The organism is Micromonospora sp. IBHARD003, from assembly GCF_056106285.1.
Window position 1 is genome coordinate 1,925,929 of record NZ_JBWBBX010000001.1, and the last position, 21,318, is coordinate 1,947,246.

General features: G+C 69.9%; 17 protein-coding genes. 3 read left to right on the plus strand and 14 right to left on the minus strand.

The features are described from left to right. The first annotated feature begins 2 nt into the window (after positions 1-2). The 3 genes from zwf to pgl are packed head-to-tail and all read left to right on the plus strand — an operon-like array spanning position 3 to position 3,324. Positions 3-1,535, plus strand: a complete 1,533-nt coding sequence (gene zwf, locus ACTWOL_RS08560) for a glucose-6-phosphate dehydrogenase (protein WP_474295986.1) — start codon at positions 3-5, stop codon at positions 1,533-1,535. Continuing rightward, complete coding sequence (opcA, locus tag ACTWOL_RS08565) at positions 1,532-2,545, plus strand: glucose-6-phosphate dehydrogenase assembly protein OpcA (RefSeq protein ID WP_474295987.1); 1,014 nt, start codon at positions 1,532-1,534, stop codon at positions 2,543-2,545. Before zwf ends, opcA begins: the two co-directional genes overlap by 4 nt. Next, positions 2,542-3,324, plus strand: a complete 783-nt coding sequence (gene pgl, locus ACTWOL_RS08570; protein WP_474295988.1) for a 6-phosphogluconolactonase — start codon at positions 2,542-2,544, stop codon at positions 3,322-3,324. Before opcA ends, pgl begins: the two co-directional genes overlap by 4 nt. 186 nt (positions 3,325-3,510) lie before the next feature. Here pgl and ACTWOL_RS08575 read toward each other — a convergent pair whose 3' ends face one another. The 14 genes from ACTWOL_RS08575 to uvrC form a co-directional block, all read right to left on the minus strand. Then, positions 3,511-5,037, minus strand: a complete 1,527-nt coding sequence (locus ACTWOL_RS08575; protein ID WP_474295989.1) for a PH domain-containing protein — start codon at positions 5,035-5,037, stop codon at positions 3,511-3,513. Next, on the minus strand, positions 5,034-5,534 hold the full coding sequence (locus ACTWOL_RS08580; RefSeq protein ID WP_474295990.1) for a PH domain-containing protein: 501 nt from the start codon (positions 5,532-5,534) through the stop codon (positions 5,034-5,036). Before ACTWOL_RS08580 ends, ACTWOL_RS08575 begins: the two co-directional genes overlap by 4 nt. Positions 5,535-5,546: 12 nt before the next feature. Then, complete coding sequence (gene pgi, locus ACTWOL_RS08585) at positions 5,547-7,226, minus strand: glucose-6-phosphate isomerase (RefSeq protein WP_474295991.1); 1,680 nt, start codon at positions 7,224-7,226, stop codon at positions 5,547-5,549. A gap of 47 nt (positions 7,227-7,273) precedes the next feature. Further along, positions 7,274-8,491, minus strand: a complete 1,218-nt coding sequence (locus ACTWOL_RS08590; RefSeq protein WP_474295992.1) for an MFS transporter — start codon at positions 8,489-8,491, stop codon at positions 7,274-7,276. 270 nt (positions 8,492-8,761) lie between these two features. Continuing rightward, a complete protein-coding gene (locus tag ACTWOL_RS08595) occupies positions 8,762-9,097 on the minus strand; it encodes an RNA polymerase-binding protein RbpA (RefSeq protein ID WP_338675831.1) in 336 nt (111 codons plus the stop codon). A 110-nt stretch (positions 9,098-9,207) separates the two neighbouring features. Next, positions 9,208-9,438, minus strand: coding sequence for a preprotein translocase subunit SecG (gene secG, locus ACTWOL_RS08600; RefSeq protein ID WP_474301119.1), 231 nt, complete (start codon positions 9,436-9,438; stop codon positions 9,208-9,210). A 148-nt stretch (positions 9,439-9,586) separates the two neighbouring features. Next, positions 9,587-10,378 carry a triose-phosphate isomerase gene (tpiA, locus tag ACTWOL_RS08605; RefSeq protein ID WP_474295993.1) on the minus strand — a complete coding sequence of 264 codons (792 nt, stop codon included), beginning with the start codon at positions 10,376-10,378 and terminating at the stop codon, positions 9,587-9,589. A 7-nt stretch (positions 10,379-10,385) separates the two neighbouring features. Then, on the minus strand, positions 10,386-11,597 hold the full coding sequence (locus tag ACTWOL_RS08610; protein ID WP_474295994.1) for a phosphoglycerate kinase: 1,212 nt from the start codon (positions 11,595-11,597) through the stop codon (positions 10,386-10,388). 107 nt (positions 11,598-11,704) lie between these two features. Continuing rightward, entirely contained in the window at positions 11,705-12,709 is a 1,005-nt protein-coding gene (gap, locus tag ACTWOL_RS08615) for a type I glyceraldehyde-3-phosphate dehydrogenase (protein ID WP_474295995.1), read from the minus strand. Positions 12,710-12,904: 195 nt separating this feature from the next. After that, positions 12,905-15,844 carry a M14 family metallopeptidase gene (locus ACTWOL_RS08620; RefSeq protein ID WP_474295996.1) on the minus strand — a complete coding sequence of 980 codons (2,940 nt, stop codon included), beginning with the start codon at positions 15,842-15,844 and terminating at the stop codon, positions 12,905-12,907. Between the two features lie 187 nt (positions 15,845-16,031). Beyond that, positions 16,032-17,021, minus strand: a complete 990-nt coding sequence (gene whiA, locus ACTWOL_RS08625) for a DNA-binding protein WhiA (protein ID WP_474295997.1) — start codon at positions 17,019-17,021, stop codon at positions 16,032-16,034. Beyond that, positions 17,012-17,971 (minus strand): gluconeogenesis factor YvcK family protein, encoded by a 960-nt coding sequence (locus ACTWOL_RS08630; RefSeq protein ID WP_474301120.1) that lies wholly within the window; start codon positions 17,969-17,971, stop codon positions 17,012-17,014. Before ACTWOL_RS08630 ends, whiA begins: the two co-directional genes overlap by 10 nt. A gap of 101 nt (positions 17,972-18,072) precedes the next feature. Next, the gene (gene rapZ, locus ACTWOL_RS08635; RefSeq protein ID WP_474295998.1) at positions 18,073-18,978 is read right to left on the minus strand and encodes an RNase adapter RapZ; all 906 of its coding nucleotides are present in this window, start codon (positions 18,976-18,978) and stop codon (positions 18,073-18,075) included. 170 nt (positions 18,979-19,148) lie between these two features. Then, positions 19,149-21,227: an excinuclease ABC subunit UvrC gene (gene uvrC / locus ACTWOL_RS08640; protein ID WP_474295999.1), complete on the minus strand. Its 2,079-nt coding sequence runs from the start codon at positions 21,225-21,227 to the stop codon at positions 19,149-19,151. Between the last annotated feature and the right edge of the window lie 91 nt (positions 21,228-21,318).

The window sequence follows — 21,318 nt, forward strand, 5'->3', positions numbered from 1 at the left end:
TCTTGACTCCCGCACACGGGGCAAACCCGCTCCGTGACGCCGCGGACCGACGGCTCCCGCGAATCGCGGGGCCGTCGGGCCTCGTGATCTTTGGCGTTACGGGCGATTTGTCACGCAAAAAGCTGATGCCCGCCGTGTATGACCTCGCCAACCGCGGGCTCCTGCCGCCGGGCTTCTCGCTCGTCGGCTACGCCCGGCGAGAGTGGGACAACCAGGACTTCGCACAGGAGGTCCACGACTCCGTCAAGCAGCACGCGCGTACGCCCTTCCGCGAAGAGGTCTGGCAGCAGCTCATCCAGGGGATGCGCTTCGTCCAGGGCGACTTCGACGACGACGACGCCTTCGAGAACCTGAAGAAGACGATCACCGAGCTCGACCAGGTGCAGGGCACCGGCGGCAACTTCGCCTTCTATCTCTCGGTGCCCCCGAAGTTCTTCCCCAAGGTCGTCAAGCAGCTCAAGAAGCACGGCCTGGCCGACCAGAAGAACGGTTCATGGCGGCGTGCCGTCATCGAGAAGCCCTTCGGGCACGACCTCGTCTCGGCCCAGGAGCTCAACTCGATCGTCCACGAGGTGTTCGACCCGGACCAGGTGTTCCGGATCGACCACTACCTGGGCAAGGAGACCGTCCAGAACATCCTGGCGCTGCGCTTCGCGAACACCCTCTTCGAGCCGATCTGGAACCGGTCCTACGTCGACCACGTACAGATCACCATGGCCGAGGACATCGGCATCGGCGGCCGCGCCGGCTACTACGACGGCATCGGCGCCGCACGCGACGTCATCCAGAACCACCTGCTCCAGCTGCTCGCGCTGACCGCGATGGAGGAGCCCGCCTCCTTCGAGGCGGACGCGCTCGCGGCGGAGAAGACCAAGGTGCTGGGCGCCGTGAAGCTGCCGAGGGACCTGGCGGCCGGCACCGTGCGCGCGCAGTACACCGCGGGCTGGCAGGGCGGTGAGAAGGTGGTCGGCTATCTCGAGGAGGAGGGCACCGACCCCAAGTCGAAGACGGACACCTACGCGGCCATCAAGCTGGAGATCGACAACCGGCGCTGGGCGGGCGTCCCGTTCTATCTGCGCACGGGCAAGCGGCTCGGCCGGCGCGTCACCGAGATCGCGGTCGTCTTCCAGCGCGCCCCGCACTCCCCCTTCGACCGCACGGCCACCCAGGAGCTGGGGCAGAACGCCCTGGTCATCCGGGTCCAGCCGGACGAGGGCGTGACGCTGCGGTTCGGCTCGAAGGTGCCGGGCACGTCGATGGAAGTCCGCGACGTCTCGATGGACTTCGCGTACGGCGAGTCCTTCACGGAGTCGAGCCCGGAGGCGTACGAGCGGCTGATCCTCGATGTGCTGCTCGGCGACTCCAACCTCTTCCCGCGGGTCGAGGAGGTCGAGCTGTCCTGGAAGATCCTCGACCCGATCGAGGAGTTCTGGGACCGGCACGGCAGGCCCGCCCAGTACCCGGCCGGGACCTGGGGTCCGGCCGAGGCGGACGAAATGCTCGCACGAGACGGACGGAGCTGGCGTCGGCCATGAAGATCGACCTCACGGACACCACGTCCGGAAAGATCAACAAGGCTCTGGTGCAGGGGCGGCGGGCGATCGGCACGCCGGCCGTCGGCATGGTCCTCACCCTCGTCATCGTCACCGACGAGGAGAACGCGTACGACGCGCTGAAGTCCGCCAACGACGCGTCCCGCGAGCACCCCTCGCGCACGCTCGTGGTCATCAAGAGGGTCTCGCGCTCGCCGCGTGACAAGGCGAAGGCACGCCTCGACGCCGAGGTCCGCGTCGGCGCGGACGCCGGCAGCACCGGCGAGACGGTCGTGCTGCGGCTGTACGGCGAGGTCGCCGACCACGCCAACTCGGTGGTGCTGCCCCTCCTGCTGCCGGACGCGCCGGTGGTGGTGTGGTGGCCGGTGCACGCGCCGGTTGACCCGGCGTCCGACCCGCTGGGCGCACTGGCGCAGCGCCGGGTCACCGACACCTACGCCTGCGAACAGCCGATCGCCGAGCTGACGGCCCGCGCCGGCAGCTACACCCCGGGCGACACGGATCTGGCCTGGAGCCGGATCACCCCATGGCGTTCGATGCTCGCGGCCGCCCTGGACCAGGCACCCTGGAAGGTCACCTCGGTCGAGGTGGAGGGCGAGGAGTTCAACCCGAGCTGCGAACTGCTCGCCATGTGGCTCGCCGACCGGCTGAAGGTGCCGGTGCAGCGCTCGGTGTCGACGGGCCCCGGCCTCACTGCCGTGCGCATGGAGACCGAGAACGGCCCGATCTCCCTGGACCGGGCCGACGGCTCGCTGGCGACGCTCTCGATCGAGGGCCAGCCGGACCGGGCGGTGGCGCTGAAGCGGCGTGACACGGCCGAGCTGATCGCGGAGGAGCTGCGGCGGCTCGACCCGGACGACATATACGCCGCGGCGCTGCGCTACGGCGTAGACCGGCTGAACGAGGAGCCCGCCGGGGCATCACAGCCCGACGCCCCGCCGCAGAAGAAGGCGGCTCCGAAGGCCCCGCCCAGAAGGGCGGCATCGAAATGAGCGCGCCCCAACTGGTCGTCCACCGCGACAAGGAGCTGATGGCGCAGGCCGCCGCGGCCCGGCTGATCACGAAGATCGTGGACTCCCAGGCCGCACGCGGCTTCGCGTCGGTGGTCCTCACCGGCGGGCGCAACGGCAACGGCCTGCTGGCAGCACTGGCGGCGGCGCCCGCGCGCGACGCCGTCGACTGGTCCCGGCTCGATCTGTGGTGGGGTGACGAGCGGTTCGTGCCCGAGGGCGATCCGGAGCGCAATGTCACCCAGGCACGCGAGGCCCTGCTGGACTCGGTGCCGCTGGACCCGTCCCGGGTGCATGCGATGCCTGCGTCCGACGGGCGGTACGGCAATGACGCGGACGCTGCCGCGGCCGCGTACGCGCAGGAGCTGGCGGCCGCCGCGGGACCCGAAGACCACGGCGATGTGCCGACCTTCGACGTCCTGATGCTGGGTGTCGGCCCGGACACCCATGTCGCCTCCCTGTTCCCCGAGCATCCGGGGGTGCGGGAGACCGAGCGCACGGTGGTCGGTGTCCACGGCTCGCCCAAGCCGCCGCCGACCCGCATCTCGCTGACGCTCCCGGCGATCCGCGCGGCACGCGAGGTGTGGCTGCTCGCAGCCGGCGAGGACAAGGCGAACGCGGCGCGGATCGCCCTGTCGGGCGCGGGAGAGATCCAGGCCCCGGCGGCGGGCGCCTACGGCCGGTCGAGGACACTGTGGCTCCTCGACTCGGCGGCCGCGTCCCAGCTGCCTCGCGGGCTGTATCCCCCCGCGTCGCCCTGAGTTCCTCAGGCCCTCGGCCACGGCCCGGTTTCCACGCTGGAACCGGGCCGTCGGCGTAGGGGGGGCGCCGCCGGGCAGGCGCGTGCACGAGACGGTCCGGCTCAGGGGCCTGGCGGTCACAGCGGCCGTCCTCTGTCCGCGCTGCGCCGGAGTTCGGTGCTGTGGTCCCGAACGCAGCCGCCGGGACTACGGATGGCTCCGTGCGTCCGGCCGCTCCGGGGACGGCTCCAGGAACGGTTCCAGGAGTCCCGGGACCGCCCGGGCGGCGAAGTCGAGCACCTCGTGCTCGTCGGCGTCGTACACCGCGTACGCGCCCGCGCCCGCCGCCGTGGTCGCGGTCAGGGTGAGCAGCCCGGACCGGCGCTGGAACCAGGACTGTTTGAGGGTCCAGCCGATGATCCCGCCACGCTGGAGGGCGACGGTCCCGCGCCGTACCGTGCCCGAGCGGGCCAGGAGATAGTCGCCGCCGATCGCATGCCCGAGGCTCCGGTAGGCGTCCAGGGCGAGCAGCACGGCGAGGGGCGGGAGGACCACCGCGCAGACCGCCGCGGCGTAGAGCAGCACGTCGGTGAGCAACGCGCCCAGCACGGCGAGGAGGGCGGGTACGAGCAGCGCCGCCGTCAGCGACCAGCGCAGCCGCCGGGTGCGGGCGGCGCGGGGATGCGGGGTGAGGGCCGTGCTCGTCGGCGCGGCGGCTTCCCTCAGCACCTGGGCGGCGACCACGTCCGCGGTGACTCGCGGCACCGGCGGCAGCAGCGCCTTGATGTCGGTGTGGGTGTCGTCCTCGTCGTTCGAGAGGCCCGTCGCGACCAGGTCCACCCGCGCGGCGCCGAACAGCCTTACGCCGAGCGGTTCGACGAGCTCGACCCCGCGCAGCCGTTTCTCCTCTATGGACAGCGAACGGGAGGTCAGCAGTCCCCGGCGGACCCGTAGTGTGCCGCCCGGCTCCCGCTCCAGGCGGTAGCCGAACCACATCTCGGTCCAGAGCCCGAGGGCACCGACCAGCCCGGCGACCAGCGCTGCGGCGGCGAGTACCGCCACCGCCCGGAGCACCGAGGTGTCCCTGAACCGCTCGGCGGCCCAGTCGATCACTTCTCCCTGCACCCCGAACCATTCGCTGACCTGCATCACCGCACCGACGGCCGCTCCGCCGAGCAGCACGGTGACGAAGGACAGCGGCGCGTACCGGATCCAGCGGGGGTCGAAGGCGGCCAGCACACCGTCCGGATGCGCTCCGGGCCCGGCCGCCGGGGTACGGGCCAGCAGCTCGCGCCGCAGCCTCTCGCCCTCCGCCGTGGTGACCAGGTCGAGTTCGAGCGTGGACTCGCCGATGCCGGTGTGTTCGCCGGTGCCGATGCGGACTTTGACCAGTCCCAGTACGCGCTGCAGCGGATTGGCCGTCAGGTCGACGCTGCGGATGCGTTCCCGGGACAGTGAGCGGCGCTTGGTCAGCAGCAGTCCGGTGTGGAGTTCGGCGCGCTCGGGCCCGATGCGGTACCGCGTGCGCCGCCAGCGCACCTGGTCGGCGGCCGTGCCCGCCGCGATCAGCAGGACGGCTCCGCCCAGCACCCAGCCGAGCGCCTGCCACCAGGGCATCGCTCCGCCGGCGAGGCCGGCGAAGACGGGCAGGGCCACACCGCCCGCCACCCCGGTCATGACGACGGCGGTGACGAGGACGGTGCGCCGGTCGAGCCTGCGCCAGTCCTCGCTCATGTGGCGTCGCCCTGCGTGGCCTGGGTGGCCCTGGTCAGCTGTCCGGCCAGGTCCGCCGCGAGCTCGTGGTCGAGGCCCGCGATCCTGAGCGCACCCCGGGAGGAAGCGGTGGTGACGGTGACGGTCGCCAGCCGGAAGGCCCGCTCCATGGGCCCGCGCACGGTGTCCACGGTCTGGATCCGGGACATCGGGGCGATCCGCCATTCCTGCCACAGCATGCCGGTGCGGATGTACACCGCCTCGTCCGTGACCTCCCAGCGGTGCACGCGGTACCACCAGGCGGGGAAGAAGACCGTGCAGGCCAGGCCGATGGCCGCCACCGCCGCCGCGGCGACGAGCAGCCAGGTCCGCGCCGGTTCGACGAACGCGGCCGGCACGCCCAGCGCGGTCACCACCAGGGCGGTGGCGATCAGCAGCTGGGCGCGCCACCAGCCGGGTGCCCGTTCGCTCAGCGTGTTGTTCGGCGGCCGCAGCCGCACGGTCTCCTCCCCCGTCATCGGATCCGCCCCCTACATCCCGGGAGCCTCGCCGGACCGTCCGCGCAGAGCGCGGTAGGTGGCCACCAGCGAGGCGGTCGAGCTGTCGAGATCCTCCGTGCCGGTGCCTTCGGTCAGCATCGGCTCGATCCTCTTGGCGAGGACCTTGCCGAGCTCGACTCCCCACTGGTCGAAGGAGTTGATGTTCCAGACGGCTCCCTGGACGAACACCTTGTGCTCGTAGAGCGCCACCAGCTGCCCCAGGACGGACGGGGTCAGCTCGTCCGCGAGGACGGTGGTCGTCGGGTGGTTCCCGGCGAACGTCTTGTGCGGCACGAGCTCCTCGGCGACGCCCTCCGCCCGTACCTCGTCCGCGGTCTTGCCGAAGGCCAGCGCCTGTGTCTGCGCGAAGAAGTTGGCCATGAGCAGGTCGTGCTGGGCCGCGAGCCCCGGGCCGAGGTCCTCGACGGGCCGGGCGAAGCCGATGAAGTCGGCCGGGATGAACGTGGTGCCCTGATGCAGCAACTGGTAGTACGCGTGCTGTCCGTTGGTGCCGGGCGTGCCCCAGACGACGGGGCCGGTCGCCCAGTCGACCAGGTTGCCCTCGCGGTCCACCGACTTCCCGTTGGACTCCATGTCGAGCTGCTGCAGATACGCGGTGAACTTGCTCAGATAGTGCGAGTACGGCAGCACGGCGTGGGCCTGGGCGTCGTAGAAGCCCCGGTACCAGACACCCAGCAGGCCGAGCAGCAGCGGCGCGTTCCCGGCGGCAGGGGCGGTGCGGAAGTGCTCGTCGACGAGGTGGAAGCCGTCGAGCATCTCACGGAAGCGCTCGGGGCCGATGGCGATCATCAAGGGGAGGCCGATGGCCGAGTCGTAGGAGTACCGACCGCCGACCCAGTCCCAGAACTCGAACATGTTGACCGTGTCGATGCCGAACTCCGCGACCTTCTCGGCATTGGTCGACAGGGCGACGAAGTGCTTGGCCACGGCCTCCTGGTCGGCCTTCAGCTCGGTGAGCAGCCAGTCGCGGGCCGACGTGGCGTTGGTGACGGTCTCGATGGTGGTGAACGTCTTGGAGGCGACGATGAAGAGGGTCTCGGCCGGGTCGAGGTCCCGGACCGCCTCGTGCAGATCGGCGCCGTCGACGTTGGAGACGAAGCGGAACGTCAGATGCCGTGCGGTGACCGAGCGCAGCGCCTCGTACGCCATCGCGGGGCCGAGGTCGGAACCGCCGATGCCGATGTTCACGACGTTCTTGATGGGCTTTCCGGTGTGGCCGGTCCAGCTGCCCGAGCGGATCCGCTCGGAGAAAGCGCTCATCTTGTCGAGCACGGCGTGCACCCGGGGCACCACGTTCTCACCGTCGACCTCGATGACGGCGTCGCGCGGCGCACGCAGCGCGGTGTGCAGTACGGCCCGCTGCTCGGTGCTGTTGATCTTCTCGCCGCGGAACATGGCGTCGCGTAGCCCGGCGACGTCGACGGCCTCCGCCAGCGTGTGCAGCAGTGCCAGGGTCTCGTCGGTCACCAGGTGCTTGGAGTAGTCGAGCCGGAGGTCGCCGACCTGGAGGGTGTAACGGCTGCCGCGGCCGGCGTCGGCGGCGAACAGCTTCCGCAGATGTGTGTCGCCGAGCTGCTCGCGGTGCCGGCCCAGAGCGGCCCATTCGGGTGTCCGGTCGAGCCTGGTACGGCTTGCTGCGTTCACTGACATCAGCCCACTTCTTTCTTGCCTGTCTGAAGGCCCCGCGCCCCACCAACCTAATTGATCTGAGGAGCCAGCGCGGCAAGGGCGAGGACGAACAGCCCCGCAGCGAGCAGGGCCGGAGTGTTCAGCCCCCAGGCGGCGGCTGCCGCCCCGCCCAGCAGCGCTCCCAGAGGAGCGCCGGCGATCGCCGCGGTGCGGAAGGCGGAGCTGATCCGGCCGAGCAACCCGCCGGGGCTCCGCTCCTGTATCAGCGTCACCTGATGGGTGTTCCACACCAGTCCCATCAGACCGAACAGGACCATCGCCGCGATCGCCGCCCAGAGTTCACGGACCGTTCCCATCAGCAGGAGGCAGCAGGTCTGAACGGCCCCGGCCAGGAACACGCTTCGCATCCTGCCGATCCGGTCCGCCAGACGGCGGGCGAGCAGTCCTCCGGCGATGCTGCCGGCCCCGTAGGCGGTGACCGCTGCGGCGTAGCCGGCGTTGCCGGCGTCGAGCCAGCCGGTCATGTGCAGGACCAGGGTGGCGATGAGCGCCCCCATCCCGATGTTGCACAGGGTGGTGGCCGTGCACAGCGCCCGCAGGGTCCGGTCCTGCCACAGGGCGCGGATGCCTTCGGCGATGTCGCCCCTCAGGGTCGCGCCGGGACTGCGGGGCTCCCGCTCGGGGCCCGCGAGCCGCAGCGATGCCACGAGGAGCGCCGCGAGCCCGTACGTCGCCGCGTCCGCCGCGTACGGGGCGGACGCGCCCACGGCGAGCAGCACCGGCACCAGCGGTCCCGCGAGGAAGGTGCCGGCGATCTGTTGTCCGGTCTGCAGACGTGCGTTGGCGCTGCCGAGTGCCTGTGCGGGCACCAGCGAGGGCAGCAGGGCCGTCGCCGCGTTGTCGAAGAGCGTCTGGAGCGAGGTGAGCACGAAGGCCACGACGATCAGCAGCGCGATCGTCGCATGCCCGAAGGCGACAGCGAGGGCGAAAGCGGCCATCAGTGCGCCTCGGACCAGATCGACGGCCCACATGGCCCGGCGCTGGTCGACGCGGTCGGCGAGCGCGCCGCCGAGCAGTCCGAAGAGCAGCCACGGCAGATAACCGCACGCCGTCACCGAGGCGATGAGCAGAGGGTCGTCGGTGAGAGAGGCGGCGAGCAGCGGCATGGCGGCCGTCCGCAGCGCGTCACCCGCTCTGGACACGACCGCTGCCGTCCAGAGCCGTCCGAATCCGCCCCGCCAAGCGGGCACGGCCCGGGTGGGCCTCACCGCCTCCGTCGTCGTCACGTGCTTCCCCCTCGAGCCGTCTGCCGTCCCACGCACACGACCGTAGAGGGCGGCACTGACAATCCCCCTGACTGCACTGCCCGGCCCCCTGCTTCAGGACCACAACCCTGCCGAGCCCCGGCCGACCGTCCGGCGGCCGGACCTCCGGTGCGCGACCACGCAGAGGAGGCCGGAGGCGGTGGCGGAACACGGCAACGGGCCCGGCCTGTGCGGGAATCGGTCGATTCCCGCACAGGCCGGGCCCGTTGTCAGTCGGCGAACGTCAGCCGATCAGATCTCACCCCGGAGCTTGGCGAGCGCCTCGGCGAGGATCGCCTCTCCGTCGGCGTCGCTGCGCCGCTCGCGCACATACGCCAGATGTGTCTTGTACGGCTCGGTGCGCGGCGGGTCCGGCGGATTGTCCCGGTCCTGGCCGGCCGGGAACCCGCAGCGCGGGCAGTCCCAGTGCTCCGGAACCTGTGCGTCACTGGCGAAGCTGGGCTGCGTCTCGTGCCCGTTCGAGCACCAGAAGGAGATGCGGAGACGCGGTGCGGACTCGCCCCGCTCAGCCTCCCCCATCGGCCCCGCTCCGACCCGGCTTCCCCGGATCGCGTTGCCACTTGCCACGGTCGTAACTCCCTGCGTGATGGTGCTCGAAGATGCCCCAGTCTACGTAAGGCCCAACGCGCGTCCAGTGATTGGAGTTACACCCCCACCCCAGGGACGCCCGCGATGTGTCAGCTGTCCAGCTTCATCAGCAGACCAAGTACGACAATGCACGCGAACCACATCAGACCGATCACCACGGTGATGCGGTCGAGGTTGCGCTCGGCGACCGAGGAGCCGCCGACGGAAGACTGCATACCGCCACCGAACATGTCGGAGAGGCCGCCGCCCTTCCCCTTGTGCATCAGCACCAGCATCATCAGCAGCAGGCTGAAGACGATCAGGGCGATCGAGAACCCCATAATCACGGCTGGACCAACTTCCTCGGACGGGACACGACTGGACAGAAGAAAAGCAACTGATCAAACCCGGCGGCTGATCAAGAACCGGGGGCCGGACAGAGAGGCCCGGCCCCCGCAAGCGTACGACGGGATCGCCGCTACGGCCTACTCACTGGTCACGGAACCGGACGATCTTGACGAACTCGTCCGCGTCCAGCGCCGCGCCGCCGACCAGCGCCCCGTCCACATCGGGCTGGGCCATGATCGCTGCCACGTTCCCGGCCTTCACCGAGCCGCCGTACTGGATCCGGACCTTGGCGGCCACGTCCTGGTCGTACAGCTCCGCCAGCCGGCCGCGGATCGCCCCGCAGACCTCCTGGGCGTCCTCGGGGGTGGCGACCTCACCGGTGCCGATGGCCCACACCGGCTCGTACGCGATCACGATCGTCTCGGCCTGCTCGGCCGGTACGTCCTTCAGTCCGCCGTCGAGCTGCTTCAGCGTGTACTCGACCTGCTGTCCGGCCTTGCGGATGTCCAGACCCTCGCCGACGCAGAGGATCGGGGTCAGGCCGTGCTTGAAGGCGGCCTTCACCTTGGCGTTGCAGAGCTCGTCGGACTCACCGTGGTACTGGCGTCGCTCGGAGTGACCGACGGCCACGTAGGCGCACTTCAGCTTGGCGAGCATGAGGCCCGAGATCTCACCGGTGTAGGCACCGGAGTCGTGCGCCGAGATGTCCTGGGCGCCGTACTTGATCTTCAGCTTGTCGCCGTCCACCAGGGTCTGCACGGAGCGCAGATCCGTGAAGGGCGCCAGAACGGCGACCTCCACGGCGTCGTAGTCCTTGTCCGCCAGGGCGAAGGCGAGCTTCTGGACATGGGCGATGGCCTCGAGGTGGTTGAGGTTCATCTTCCAGTTGCCCGCCATCAGCGGGGTGCGGCCAGAAGGTGTGGATGCAGTCATCGGTAGATCAGTCCTCCAGTGCGGCGAGACCCGGAAGCGTCTTGCCCTCGAGGTACTCGAGGCTCGCGCCGCCACCGGTCGAAATGTGGCCGAATGCGTTCTCGTCGAAGCCGAGCGTACGGACGGCGGCGGCCGAGTCGCCGCCGCCGACGACGGTGAAGGCCTTGCTGTCGACGAGCGCCTGGGCGATCGCGCGGGTACCGCCCGCGTAATCGGGGTGCTCGAAGACGCCCACCGGACCGTTCCAGAAGACGGTCTCGGCGTCGGAGATCTTCGACGCGTACAGCTCGCGCGTCTTCGGGCCGATGTCCAGGCCCTCCCTGTCGGAGGGGATCTTGTCGGCGTCGACGACCTCGTACTCGGCGGGAGCCTTCGTCTTCAGGTCGGGGAATTCCCGGGCAGCCAGGACGTCGACCGGCAGCACCAGCTCGACACCGTCCTTCTCGGCCCGCTCCATGTACTCGGTGACGACCGGGATCTGGTCCTCCTGGAGGAGGGAGATGCCGACCTCGTAACCCTTGGCCTTGAGGAAGGTGTACGCCATCCCGCCGCCGATCAGCAGGCGGTCGGCCTTGCCGAGCAGCTGGTCGATGACGGCGAGCTTGTCGGAGACCTTGGCGCCGCCGAGGATGACCACGTAGGGCCGCCTGACATCCTCGGTGAGCTTCTCGAGCACACCGACCTCGGTGGTGATCAGATAACCGGCGGCGTGCGGCAGACGGGCCGGGAGGTCGAAGACCGAGGCGTGCTTGCGGTGCACGGCACCGAACCCGTCGCCCACGTACACGTCGGCGAGGGCGGCGAGCCGATCGGCGAAGGCGCCGCGCTCGGCGTCGTCCTTGGCGGTCTCACCGGGGTTGAAGCGGAGGTTCTCGATCACGGCGACCTGGCCGTCGGAGAGACCGTCCACCGTCGCACGCGCGGACTCACCCACCGTGTCGGTCGCGAACGCGACGTCGGCACCCAGCAGTTCACCGAGGCGCGCGGCCGCCGGGGCCAGCGAGAAGGCGGGGTCCGGTGCACCCTTGGGGCGGCCGAGGTGGGAGGCGACGACAACCCGGGCACCCGCGTCGACGAGGGCCTTCACGGTGGGCAGCACGGCGCGGATACGGCCGTCGTCGGTGATGGTGGCGCCGTCGAGCGGCACATTGAGGTCGGCGCGGACGAAGACCCGCTTGCCGGTCACTCCTTCGGCGAGGAGTTCGTCGATCGTCTTCATGCTGTGATGACTCCTAGAGAGGGCGAGGACACGCTACAGGGCCCGGCCAGCGCGTCCTTGCGCTGGCCGAGCCCTGCTGCTCACATCGATGTGCTACCGGCCGATGATCAGAGCTGGTTGCCGACGAACACGGTCAGGTCGACGAGGCGGTTGGAGTAGCCCCACTCGTTGTCGTACCAGCCGACGATCTTGACCTGGCTGCCCTGGGCCATGGTGAGCTTCGAGTCGAAGGTGCAGGAGGCCGGCCAGTTGACGATGTCCGAGGAGACGATCGGGTCCTCGGTGTACTCCAGGATGCCCTTCAGCTCGCCCTCGGCGGCCTTCTGGAAGGCGGTGTTGATCTCGTCCTTGGTGACCTCGCGGTCGAGCTCGACGACGAGGTCGGTGACGGAGCCGGTCGGGACGGGGACGCGCATGGCGATACCGTCCAGCTTGCCCTTGAGCTGCGGCAGGACCAGGGCGGTCGCCTTGGCGGCGCCGGTCGAGGTCGGGATGATGTTCTCCGCGGCGGCACGGGCGCGGCGCAGGTCCTTGTGCGGGAAGTCCAGGATGCGCTGGTCGTTGGTGTAGGCGTGGACCGTGGTCATCAGACCCTTGACGACGCCGAAGTTCTCGTCGAGGACCTTGGCCATCGGCGCCACGCAGTTGGTGGTGCAGGAGGCGTTGGAGATGACGTGATGGCTGGCCGCGTCGTACTTGTCCTGGTTGACACCCATGACGATGGTGATGTCCTCGTCGCTGGCCGGGGCCGAGATGAGGACCTTCTTCGCGCCGCCGGCGATGTGCTTCTCGGCGTCGGCCTTCTTCGTGAAGATGCCGGTCGACTCGATGACGATGTCGACACCGAGGTCGCCCCACGGGATGTCGGCCGGGTTGCGCTCCGAGAGCACCTTGATCGTGCGGCCGTCGACCGTGATCGTGTCGGCGGTGTGGCTGACCTCGGCCTTGAGGCGGCCCAGGATGGTGTCGTACTTGAGCAGGTGGGCGGTGGTCGCGGTGTCACCCAGGTCGTTGACGGCCACGACCTCGATGTCTGCACCCTGCTCCAGGAGCGCGCGGAAGTAGTTACGGCCGATGCGGCCGAAGCCGTTGATGCCTACGCGGATCGTCACGAACCGATCTCCTCGTTAGGTACGCCGGGTGTCAGCGCCCGGCGAGCATGTATAGGGATGTCCCCGACCGCTTATGACCCTACCTCCCCGGGGGCCGTGCAGTGACATCGGCCACGAAGGGGAAACGAGACGGCGGCCCGTACCCATGAGTAGGATTCGCGCCGCCGATCCCGTCCGGGCGAAGGTCACCCAGCGTCAGCGAAGCAGTGCTCTCAGTGCCTTTCCGGTGATCTGTGCGCGGACCGCCGGTTCGGTGACGTGCTCGAGTCCGAAGCCCAGCAGAACCGTGTCGCGTGTGGTGACGGCCGCGTAGGAGACGAACAGTTCACCGGACCGTCCCCAGTCGCCCTCGATCGCCGGGCTGCCCTCCGGTGCACCGGGGGTGGTCCAGCTGCCGAGCGAGGTCTCGAAGCCCTCGCTGTCCTTCTCGGATCCGCCGACGACGAGGGCCGCGTTGTCGGCGAAGACTCCGCGTCCGCCGCTGCCCGGGTCGGTGAGGGAACTGAGCGACAGCTCGGCCTTCTTGCCCGCGTACGCGCTCAGGTCGAAGGAGACCTGCTTCCAGCCGCCGGACGAACCGGTGAAGCTGTTCCACGCCCCGCTGGAGCCGGTCGCGGTGCAGCCCCCTGCGGCGAGGGTGAGGTAGTGGCGCAGGAAGGGATGGCCGTTGACGAAGAAGCCGGCCTCGCACTCCTCGGGGACGGCCGTACTGGTCAGTCCGCTCGCCTCGGGCAGCGTCGTCCAGTCCTCCGCGCCGGCCGTCCGGGCTTCGAGCACCGCGTGGTCGTAGCCCGGCTCGGTGTTCCAGTTGAGGGCGAGCTTCAGCCTGGGACTGTCGGCGGCGCTGACGCCGGTGAGGTCGACGGTCCTGGTGAGGCGCTTCCAGTCGTTGTCGTCATGGGTGGCCGAGGCCATCCACTGGCCCGCGTAGGGGGCGTAGGGGTTGGTCACCCCGCTGTACCGGCCCGCCTGCGCACTGGCGAACTGGGGGAACCGGTCTGCGGGCAGAGTGTCGGAGGTGACCGTGTACGCACCTGCCGCGTTCAGCGGATTGCCGGCGGCGCCGGCGAGCGCACCGGCGGATCCGGCGAGGTCGCCCGCGCCGGTGAAGCCGCCCGCCGTGGAAGCGGAGGCGCGCCCGTAGGCACCGAGGTAGTACTGGCTGAAGTCATTGGTCGCCGCCCTGCCGACCTGGGCGTTCCCACCGGCCAGTTCGCCGGCCTCGATCAGTTTCCCGCCCTCGTTGAGGAAGTCGCGCAGGGCCAACTGGGTGGGGCCGCCGGGGGCCTGTGCGCCGGTGTAGTGGACGGCGGTGGAGAAGTGGCCGAGCACTCCGAGGGGATGCGGGGCGCCCTGGGTGGCTACGTCCCAGACGATGGCCCTGCGGCCGTTGGCGCTCAGCGCGTCGACATACGCCTTCGCGTGCTGGGCGGGAGCGCCCTCCTCCGCGACCACCACGGTGTCGGCCTTGGGCCGGGGGGCGATGGTGTAGGTGAAGTGCTCGCTGGACGTGCGCTTTCCGCTCCGGGTCTCTCCGGTGAACCAGACCTCGACCTTGTCGCCGACGTCTCCGTCCTTGACCTTGGCCCGGTACTGGTCGAAGCGGATGTTGTCCTCGCCGCCGTACGTCTCACCGCCCTTCCATGGCCGCAGGGCCATGTCGTGCGTACGGCCGCCGTTGACGCGGTACTTGAGCTCCTTGTCGCGTACGGACTTGCGGACGGTGACGGACACCTCCTGGTCACGGCCGCGGGCGTAGGAGGTGGTGAACGGGTCGATCGTGAAGTCCGGCGCCGTCAGTCCGACCGGTGAGGACGGCTGGTCGGGGTGGACGGCGGTCTCCGCGACGGAGAGCGCGAAGTTGACGTTCTTGGCGAACTCCGCCTGGATCAGCTTCTCGTCATCGGGGAAGTTGAAGCCCGACTGGCAGTCCTGGGCTTTCCAGGGGTCGTCCGGAACGCTGTTGGAAACCGTCTGACAGGTACTCATCTCCGGGGTGAACATCATCATCCCGTTGACGTTGGCCGCATGTCCGTCGGCTTCGCCGTTGGTGGTGTAGAGCTCGGAGGAGACCTGAGGGTAGTAACCGGGGACGGCGGAGTTGTCCGGCGTACCGGCGAGTGCGGTGTAGAGGACGTCGTCGGGGGTCGGCGTGGCGACCTGCCAGCCCACTCCGTACAGCAGCAGTTCGGCCGCGGAGTGGTAGTTGATGCCGTACTCGAAGCCGATGCGCTTCTGGAAGCGGTCGAGTGCCACCGTCTCGGGCTCGGACGAGGCGCCGGGGCCACGATAGGTCTCGCTGGCGGGGTTGGGCGACGAACCCTCGTTGTCGTAGCCCCACCTGTAGGCGAAGTTGCGGTTGAGGTCGACGCCGTCACCGGCGGTGATCTTGCCGTCCCCGTTGTTGTCCCGGAGGTTCTTGCGCCAGAGCCGGTTGGCCGGCGACTCGTGGGTGTAGTCGTAGCCGTCGGGGTTGGCGGAGAGCAGGAACCACACCTCGGTGGTGTCCACGATCTTCGTGATCCTGCTGTCCTTGCCGTACCCGTCGAGGTAATGGTGCATCAGCCGCCGGGTCATCTCCGGGGTGATCCACTCACGGGCGTGCTGGTTGGACATGTACAGCATGGCGGGTTTGGCGCCGTCGGCGTGCTTCTTGGCGCCCTTGGTGAGCTTCAGGGCGAGGATGTCCTGGCCCTTGACGGTCTTGCCGATGCTCTCGACCTTGGTGATCGACGGATGGGCCGCGGCGGCCGCGAGGATCTCCGCCCTGAGGCCGCTCGCGCCACTGTAGGGGCGGAAGACTCCGTCGCCCGCCGCAGCCGTACGCCGTGCCGCGGATGCAGGCACGGTGTGCTCGGTGAGGTCGATGTGCTGGGCCCGCAACTGCCGGGCCTGGTCGTCGGTGAGGTACAGCTCGACGGTGGCGGTGCCCTTGTCGGGTACCTGTGCGGTCAGTTCATGGCCGTCGGCGCCGGCCGCGAGGAGCAGCGGCACTTGCGCCTTGGTGACTTTCGCTTGCCAAACGGAGAGTCCGCCGTCCTCTGCGCCCTGGTCCGCGCGGGCGATCGGCGCGGCTGTCAGTCCTGCGATCAGGAGTGAGGTCGCTGCGAGGATCGATCTCGCTCTTCGTCTCATTGGCCCCCCTTGCATTCGTCTGTGGCGAAAGAAAACAGATGCCAGGCTCATGACTATTCATGATCATGTCAAGACGGCAGGGGGTCCAGCGACACACCGCTGCCGACGCCCCAAAAGGGCGCCGGCAGCGGGAAATTCACTCGTTGAGCGGAAGGTTCAGGGGGCCGGCCGGAAAGCGGCGTCGGGGTCACCCGACGAGGCCGTCGGCCATCTCCTCCGTGAGGTTGGACTCGGTGCCCGGGATACCCAGGTCCTGCGCGCGCTTGTCCGCCATCGCCAGCAGACGGCGGATACGGCCGGCGACCGCGTCCTTGGTCAGCGGCGGGTCCGCGAGCGCCCCGAGCTCCTCCAGCGACGCCTGCTTGTGCTCCATGCGCAGCCTGCCCGCGGCGGCAAGGTGCTCGGGCACCTCCTCGGCCAGGATCTCCAGGGCACGCTGCACCCGGGCCCCCGCCGCCACCGCCGCCCGGGCCGAGCGCCGGAGGTTGGCGTCGTCGAAGTTGGCGAGGCGGTTGGCGGTGGCGCGGACCTCACGGCGCATCCGCCGCTCCTCCCACGCCAGCACCGACTCATGGGCGCCCAGCCGGGTCAGCAGCGCACCGATGGCGTCACCGTCCCGGACCACGACCCGGTCGACCCCGCGCACCTCGCGCGCCTTCGCGGCGATGGAGAGCCGCCGCGCGGCGCCCACGAGCGCCAGCGCGGCCTCGGGGCCCGGGCACGTCACCTCCAGCGAGGACGAGCGGCCGGGCTCGGTCAGCGACCCGTGCGCGAGGAAGGCCCCACGCCACGCCGCCTCCGCGTCACAGGTCGCACCCGAGACCACCTGCGGGGGCAGCCCGCGGATGGGCCGGCCCCGGCCGTCGACCAGACCGGTCTGGCGGGCCAGCTGGTCACCGCCCGCGACGACCCGCACGACATAGCGCGAGCCGCGCCGCAGCCCGCCCGGGGCCATCACCACCAGGTCCGAGGAGTGGCCGAAGATCTCCAGGATGTCCTTGCGGAGCCTGCGCGCCGCGATGCCCGTGTCCAGCTCCGCCTCGATCACGATGCGCCCGCTCACCAGGTGCAGTCCGCCCGCGAACCGCAGGATCGCCGAGACCTCCGCCTTTCTGCAGCAGGTCCGGGTGACGGGGAGCCGGGAGATTTCGTCCTTCACCGCTGCCGTCATCGCCATGGGCCGATCCTTCCATGCATCCGAAAAATACGGTCGTACGCGGCGGCCAGCAGCTCCGGGTCGTGCCGCGAGGCACCGACCCCCAGGCCTTCGGCCGGGTCGGCACTCCCGCGCAACGCCACCGGAGCCAGCTCGACCGCGGCCCCGAGCCGCTTCGCTGCGTCGGCGAGGGACTCGCGATCGGGCACGGCCGCTTCGTCGGCCAGCACCACGTCCAGGGCGAGTTTAGGGGCGTGTCGCCCCAAAACCTCCAAATGACGCTGCGGAGAGAAACCATCCGTTTCTCCCGGCTGCGGCGCCAGATTGAGGGACAGAACGCGCCGGGCCTTGGTCTCCACCAGGGCGTCGAGCAGCTCGGGGACGAGCAGATGAGGGATCACCGACGAGAACCACGAACCCGGGCCGAGCACCACCCAGTCGGCGTCCAGCACGGCCTCGACGGCCTCGGGAACCGCGGGCGGATCGTTCGGCACGAGGTGCACGGACTGCACCTCACCGGGGGTCAGCGCCACCGTCGCCTGCCCCCGTACCGTCCCGATATCGTCCGGCCGCTCCGGGTCGTGCCCCCGGACCAGCGCCTGGAGCTCCAGCGGCACCGCCGACATGGGCAGCACCCGGCCGTGGGCGCCGAGCAGCCGGCCCACCAAATCAAGCGCCTGCACATGGTCGCCGAGCTGCTCCCAGAGGGCGACGATCAGCAGATTGCCGACCGCGTGCTCGTGGAGGTCGCCCTGCGACTGGAAGCGGTGCTGGATGACCCTGGCCCAGGTCTGGCCCCAGTCGTCGTCACCACACAGCGCCGCGAGGGCCTTGCGGAGGTCACCGGGTGGCAGGACGCCCAGTTCCTTGCGGAGCCGGCCGCTGGAACCGCCGTCGTCGGCGACCGTGACAACGGCGGTGAGATCGCCGGTGATCCGGCGCAGGGCGGCCAGTGATGCCGACAGGCCCATCCCGCCACCGAGCGCGACGACCTTGGGCTGGGTGCCGCGCCTGCGGCCGGACCGGGGGGCGTCGGTGCCTCGCAGCCGGCGCAGACGAAGTGTGCGACCGGTCACTCGCGCCCCATGTCACGGTGGACGACGACGGTCTCGATGCCCTCGGAGCCGAGGCGCGCGGCGAGCTTCTCCGACATGGCGACGGAGCGGTGCTTGCCGCCGGTGCAGCCGACGGCGATGGTCACATACCGCTTGCCTTCGCGCCGGTAGCCCGCGGCGATCAGCTGCAGCAGCTCGGTGTACTGGTTCAGGAACTCCTTGGCACCCGGCTGGTCGAAGACATAGCCGGACACCTCCTCGTTGAGTCCGGTGAACGGGCGCAGCTCCGGGACCCAGTGCGGATTGGGCAGGAAGCGGCAGTCCACCACCAGGTCGGCGTCGACCGGCAGCCCGTACTTGTAGCCGAACGACATGACGGTGGCCCGCAGCTCCGGCTCCTCCTCGCCCGCGAACTGGGCGTCCATCTTGGCACGCAGTTCATGGACGTTGAGGCTGGAGGTGTCGATCACCAGATCGGCGTCGCCGCGCAGCTCCCGCAGGAGGTCCCGCTCGGCGGCGATGCCGTCGACGATCCGTCCGTCGCCCTGCAGCGGGTGCGGTCGGCGCACCGACTCGAACCGGCGCACCAAGGCCTCGTCGGACGACTCCAGGAAGACGATCCGGCGGGTGACCTGCTTGGCGTCGAGGTCCGCGAGGGATTCGCGGAGGTTGTCGAAGAACCGCCGGCCGCGGACGTCCACGACGACGGCGATACGGGCCACATTGCCCTGGGACCGTGCTCCGAGCTCCACCATCGTGGGGATCAGTGCGGGCGGCAGGTTGTCGACGACGAACCAGCCGAGGTCTTCCAGGCACTTCGCCGCGGTGCTGCGGCCGGCGCCTGACATTCCGGAGATGATCACCAGCTCGGGGATGGCCGCTTCGGCGGCCTGCCCGGCCTCGGACGTCGTTCCCGTACTCACGTCTCCTGCTCCGTGTTCTTCCAAGTCCGTGCGTGATTCACGGCCCGTGCCCCCGTCACGGTCCGTGCGTGACCGGTGGCCGGCGACGGCGCTCGCCACGGCGCCGTCATGCGCGGCACCGTCCTGCTGCCCCGTGTTGCCGTCCTGTCGCCCGGTTCCGTCCTTGCCGGTCATTCCGTGTCTCCCCCGTTCTCGGTCGTGCGTGCTGCCGGTGCCCCGTTGTGCGTGTCCTCTTCAATGATCTCTCCTGTCGCCGTGTTGACGGCGGGAGCGGCCGGAGCCGCCGCGGCGAGTGCCAGGACGACGGACTCCGCCGTCTTCCGTCCCATGCCGGGCACCTCGCAGATCTGCTCGATTGTCGCCTGCCGCAGCCGCTTCACCGAGCCGAAATGCTTGATCAGCGCCTGCTTGCGGGTGTCCCCGAGGCCGGGCACGGCGTCCAGGGGGCTGGTACGGAGCCGTTTGGTGCGTTTGGAGCGCTGATACCGGATCGCGAAGTCGTGAGCCGTGTCGCGGACGCGCTGGATGAGATACAGCCCCTCACTGGACCGGGGCAGCACCACGGGGTCGTCCTCGCCCGGCAGCCATATCTCCTCCATGCGCTTGGCGATGCCGCAGACGGCGACATCGTCGATGCCCAGCTCGTCCAGCGCCCGCTGGGCCGCGGCGACCTGCGGCTGACCGCCGTCAACGAGCACGAGCTGGGGAGGGTACGCGAACTTCTTCGGCCGGCCGTTGTCCTCCAGGGCGGCGGACAAGGGGATCTCACCGACCGCGGGCGAGGGAATCTCTCCCGTCTCGGTGAGCCCGTCACCACCGTCGGCGGCGGGCCCCCATTCCCCGGTCTTCTCCTTCTCGGCCAGATAGCGCCGGAAGCGTCGGCTGATCACCTCGTGCATCGAGCGGACGTCGTCCTGTCCCTCGAAGCCCTTGATCTGGAACCGCCGGTACTCGCTCTTGCGGGGCAGCCCGTCCTCGAAGACGACCATGGACGCCACCACGTCCTCGCCCTGGAGGTGCGAGATGTCGAAACACTCGATGCGCAGCGGCGCCGAGTCCAGGTCCAGGGCCTCCGCGATCTCCTCGAGGGCCCGGGAGCGGGTGGTCAGATCGCTGGCGCGCTTCGTCTTGTGCAGCACCAGGGCCTGCTGGGCGTTGCGCCCGACGGTGGCCATCAGGTCCTTCTTGTCGCCGCGCTGCGGAACGCGCAGCGACACGTTCGCCCCGCGCCGTCCGCTCAGCCACGCGGTGACCGCGTCGACGTCCTCGGGGAGGGCGGGGACGAGAACCTCCTTGGGGACGGCGTCGCCGCTCTCCTCGCCGTACAGCTGCTGCAGGGCGTGCTCGACCAGACCCGCCGTGTCGACGGCCTCCACCTTGTCGGTGACCCAGCCGCGCTGGCCGCGGACCCGGCCGCCCCGCACATGGAAGATCTGGACGGCCGCTTCCAGCTCGTCCTCGGCGACCGCGATCAGATCGGCGTCGGTCGCGTCGGCCAGCACGACGGCGTTCTTCTCCAAGGCCCGCTTGAGGGCCTCTATGTCGTCACGGAGCCGGGCCGCGCGTTCGTACTCCATGTCCTCGGCCGCCGCCATCATGTCCTTCTCCAGGCGGCGGATGTAGGTGCCGGTGCGGCCGGCCATGAAGTCGCAGAAGTCCTCGGCCAGTTCGCGGTGCTCTTCCGGCGTGACCCGCTGCACACAGGGGGCGGAGCACTTGCCGATATAACCGAGGAGACAAGGGCGGCCGGTCCGTGCGGCGTTCTTGAAGACCCCCGTGGAGCACGTCCGTACGGGAAAGACCCTGAGCATCAGGTCGACGGTCTCGCGGATGGCCCACGCGTGGCCGTACGGACCGAAGTAGCGCACGCCCTTCCGCTTGGCCCCGCGCATCACCTGGACCCGCGGGAACTCCTCGTTCAGCGTCACCGCCAGATAGGGATAGCTCTTGTCGTCCCGGTACTTGACGTTGAACCGGGGGTCGAACTCCTTGATCCAGGAGTACTCCAGCTGCAGCGCCTCCACCTCCGTGGAGACCACCGTCCACTCCACGGAGGCCGCGGTGGTCACCATGGTGCGGGTGCGCGGGTGCAGACTCGCCAGGTCCTGGAAGTAGTTGGCGAGACGCTGCCGAAGGCTCTTCGCCTTTCCGACGTAGATCACCCGGCGGTGCTCGTCCCGGAACCTGTAGACCCCTGGCGAGTCGGGGATCTGTCCCGGCTTGGGTCGGTAGCTGGAGGGGTCTGCCATGCCGCCCACCCTACTGGCGGGCGCCGACAACCGGGCCTCGCCGCGAGAGGCCGTGACGCCTTCCCGCCAAGGGGCTCCCCGGGCGGACCGG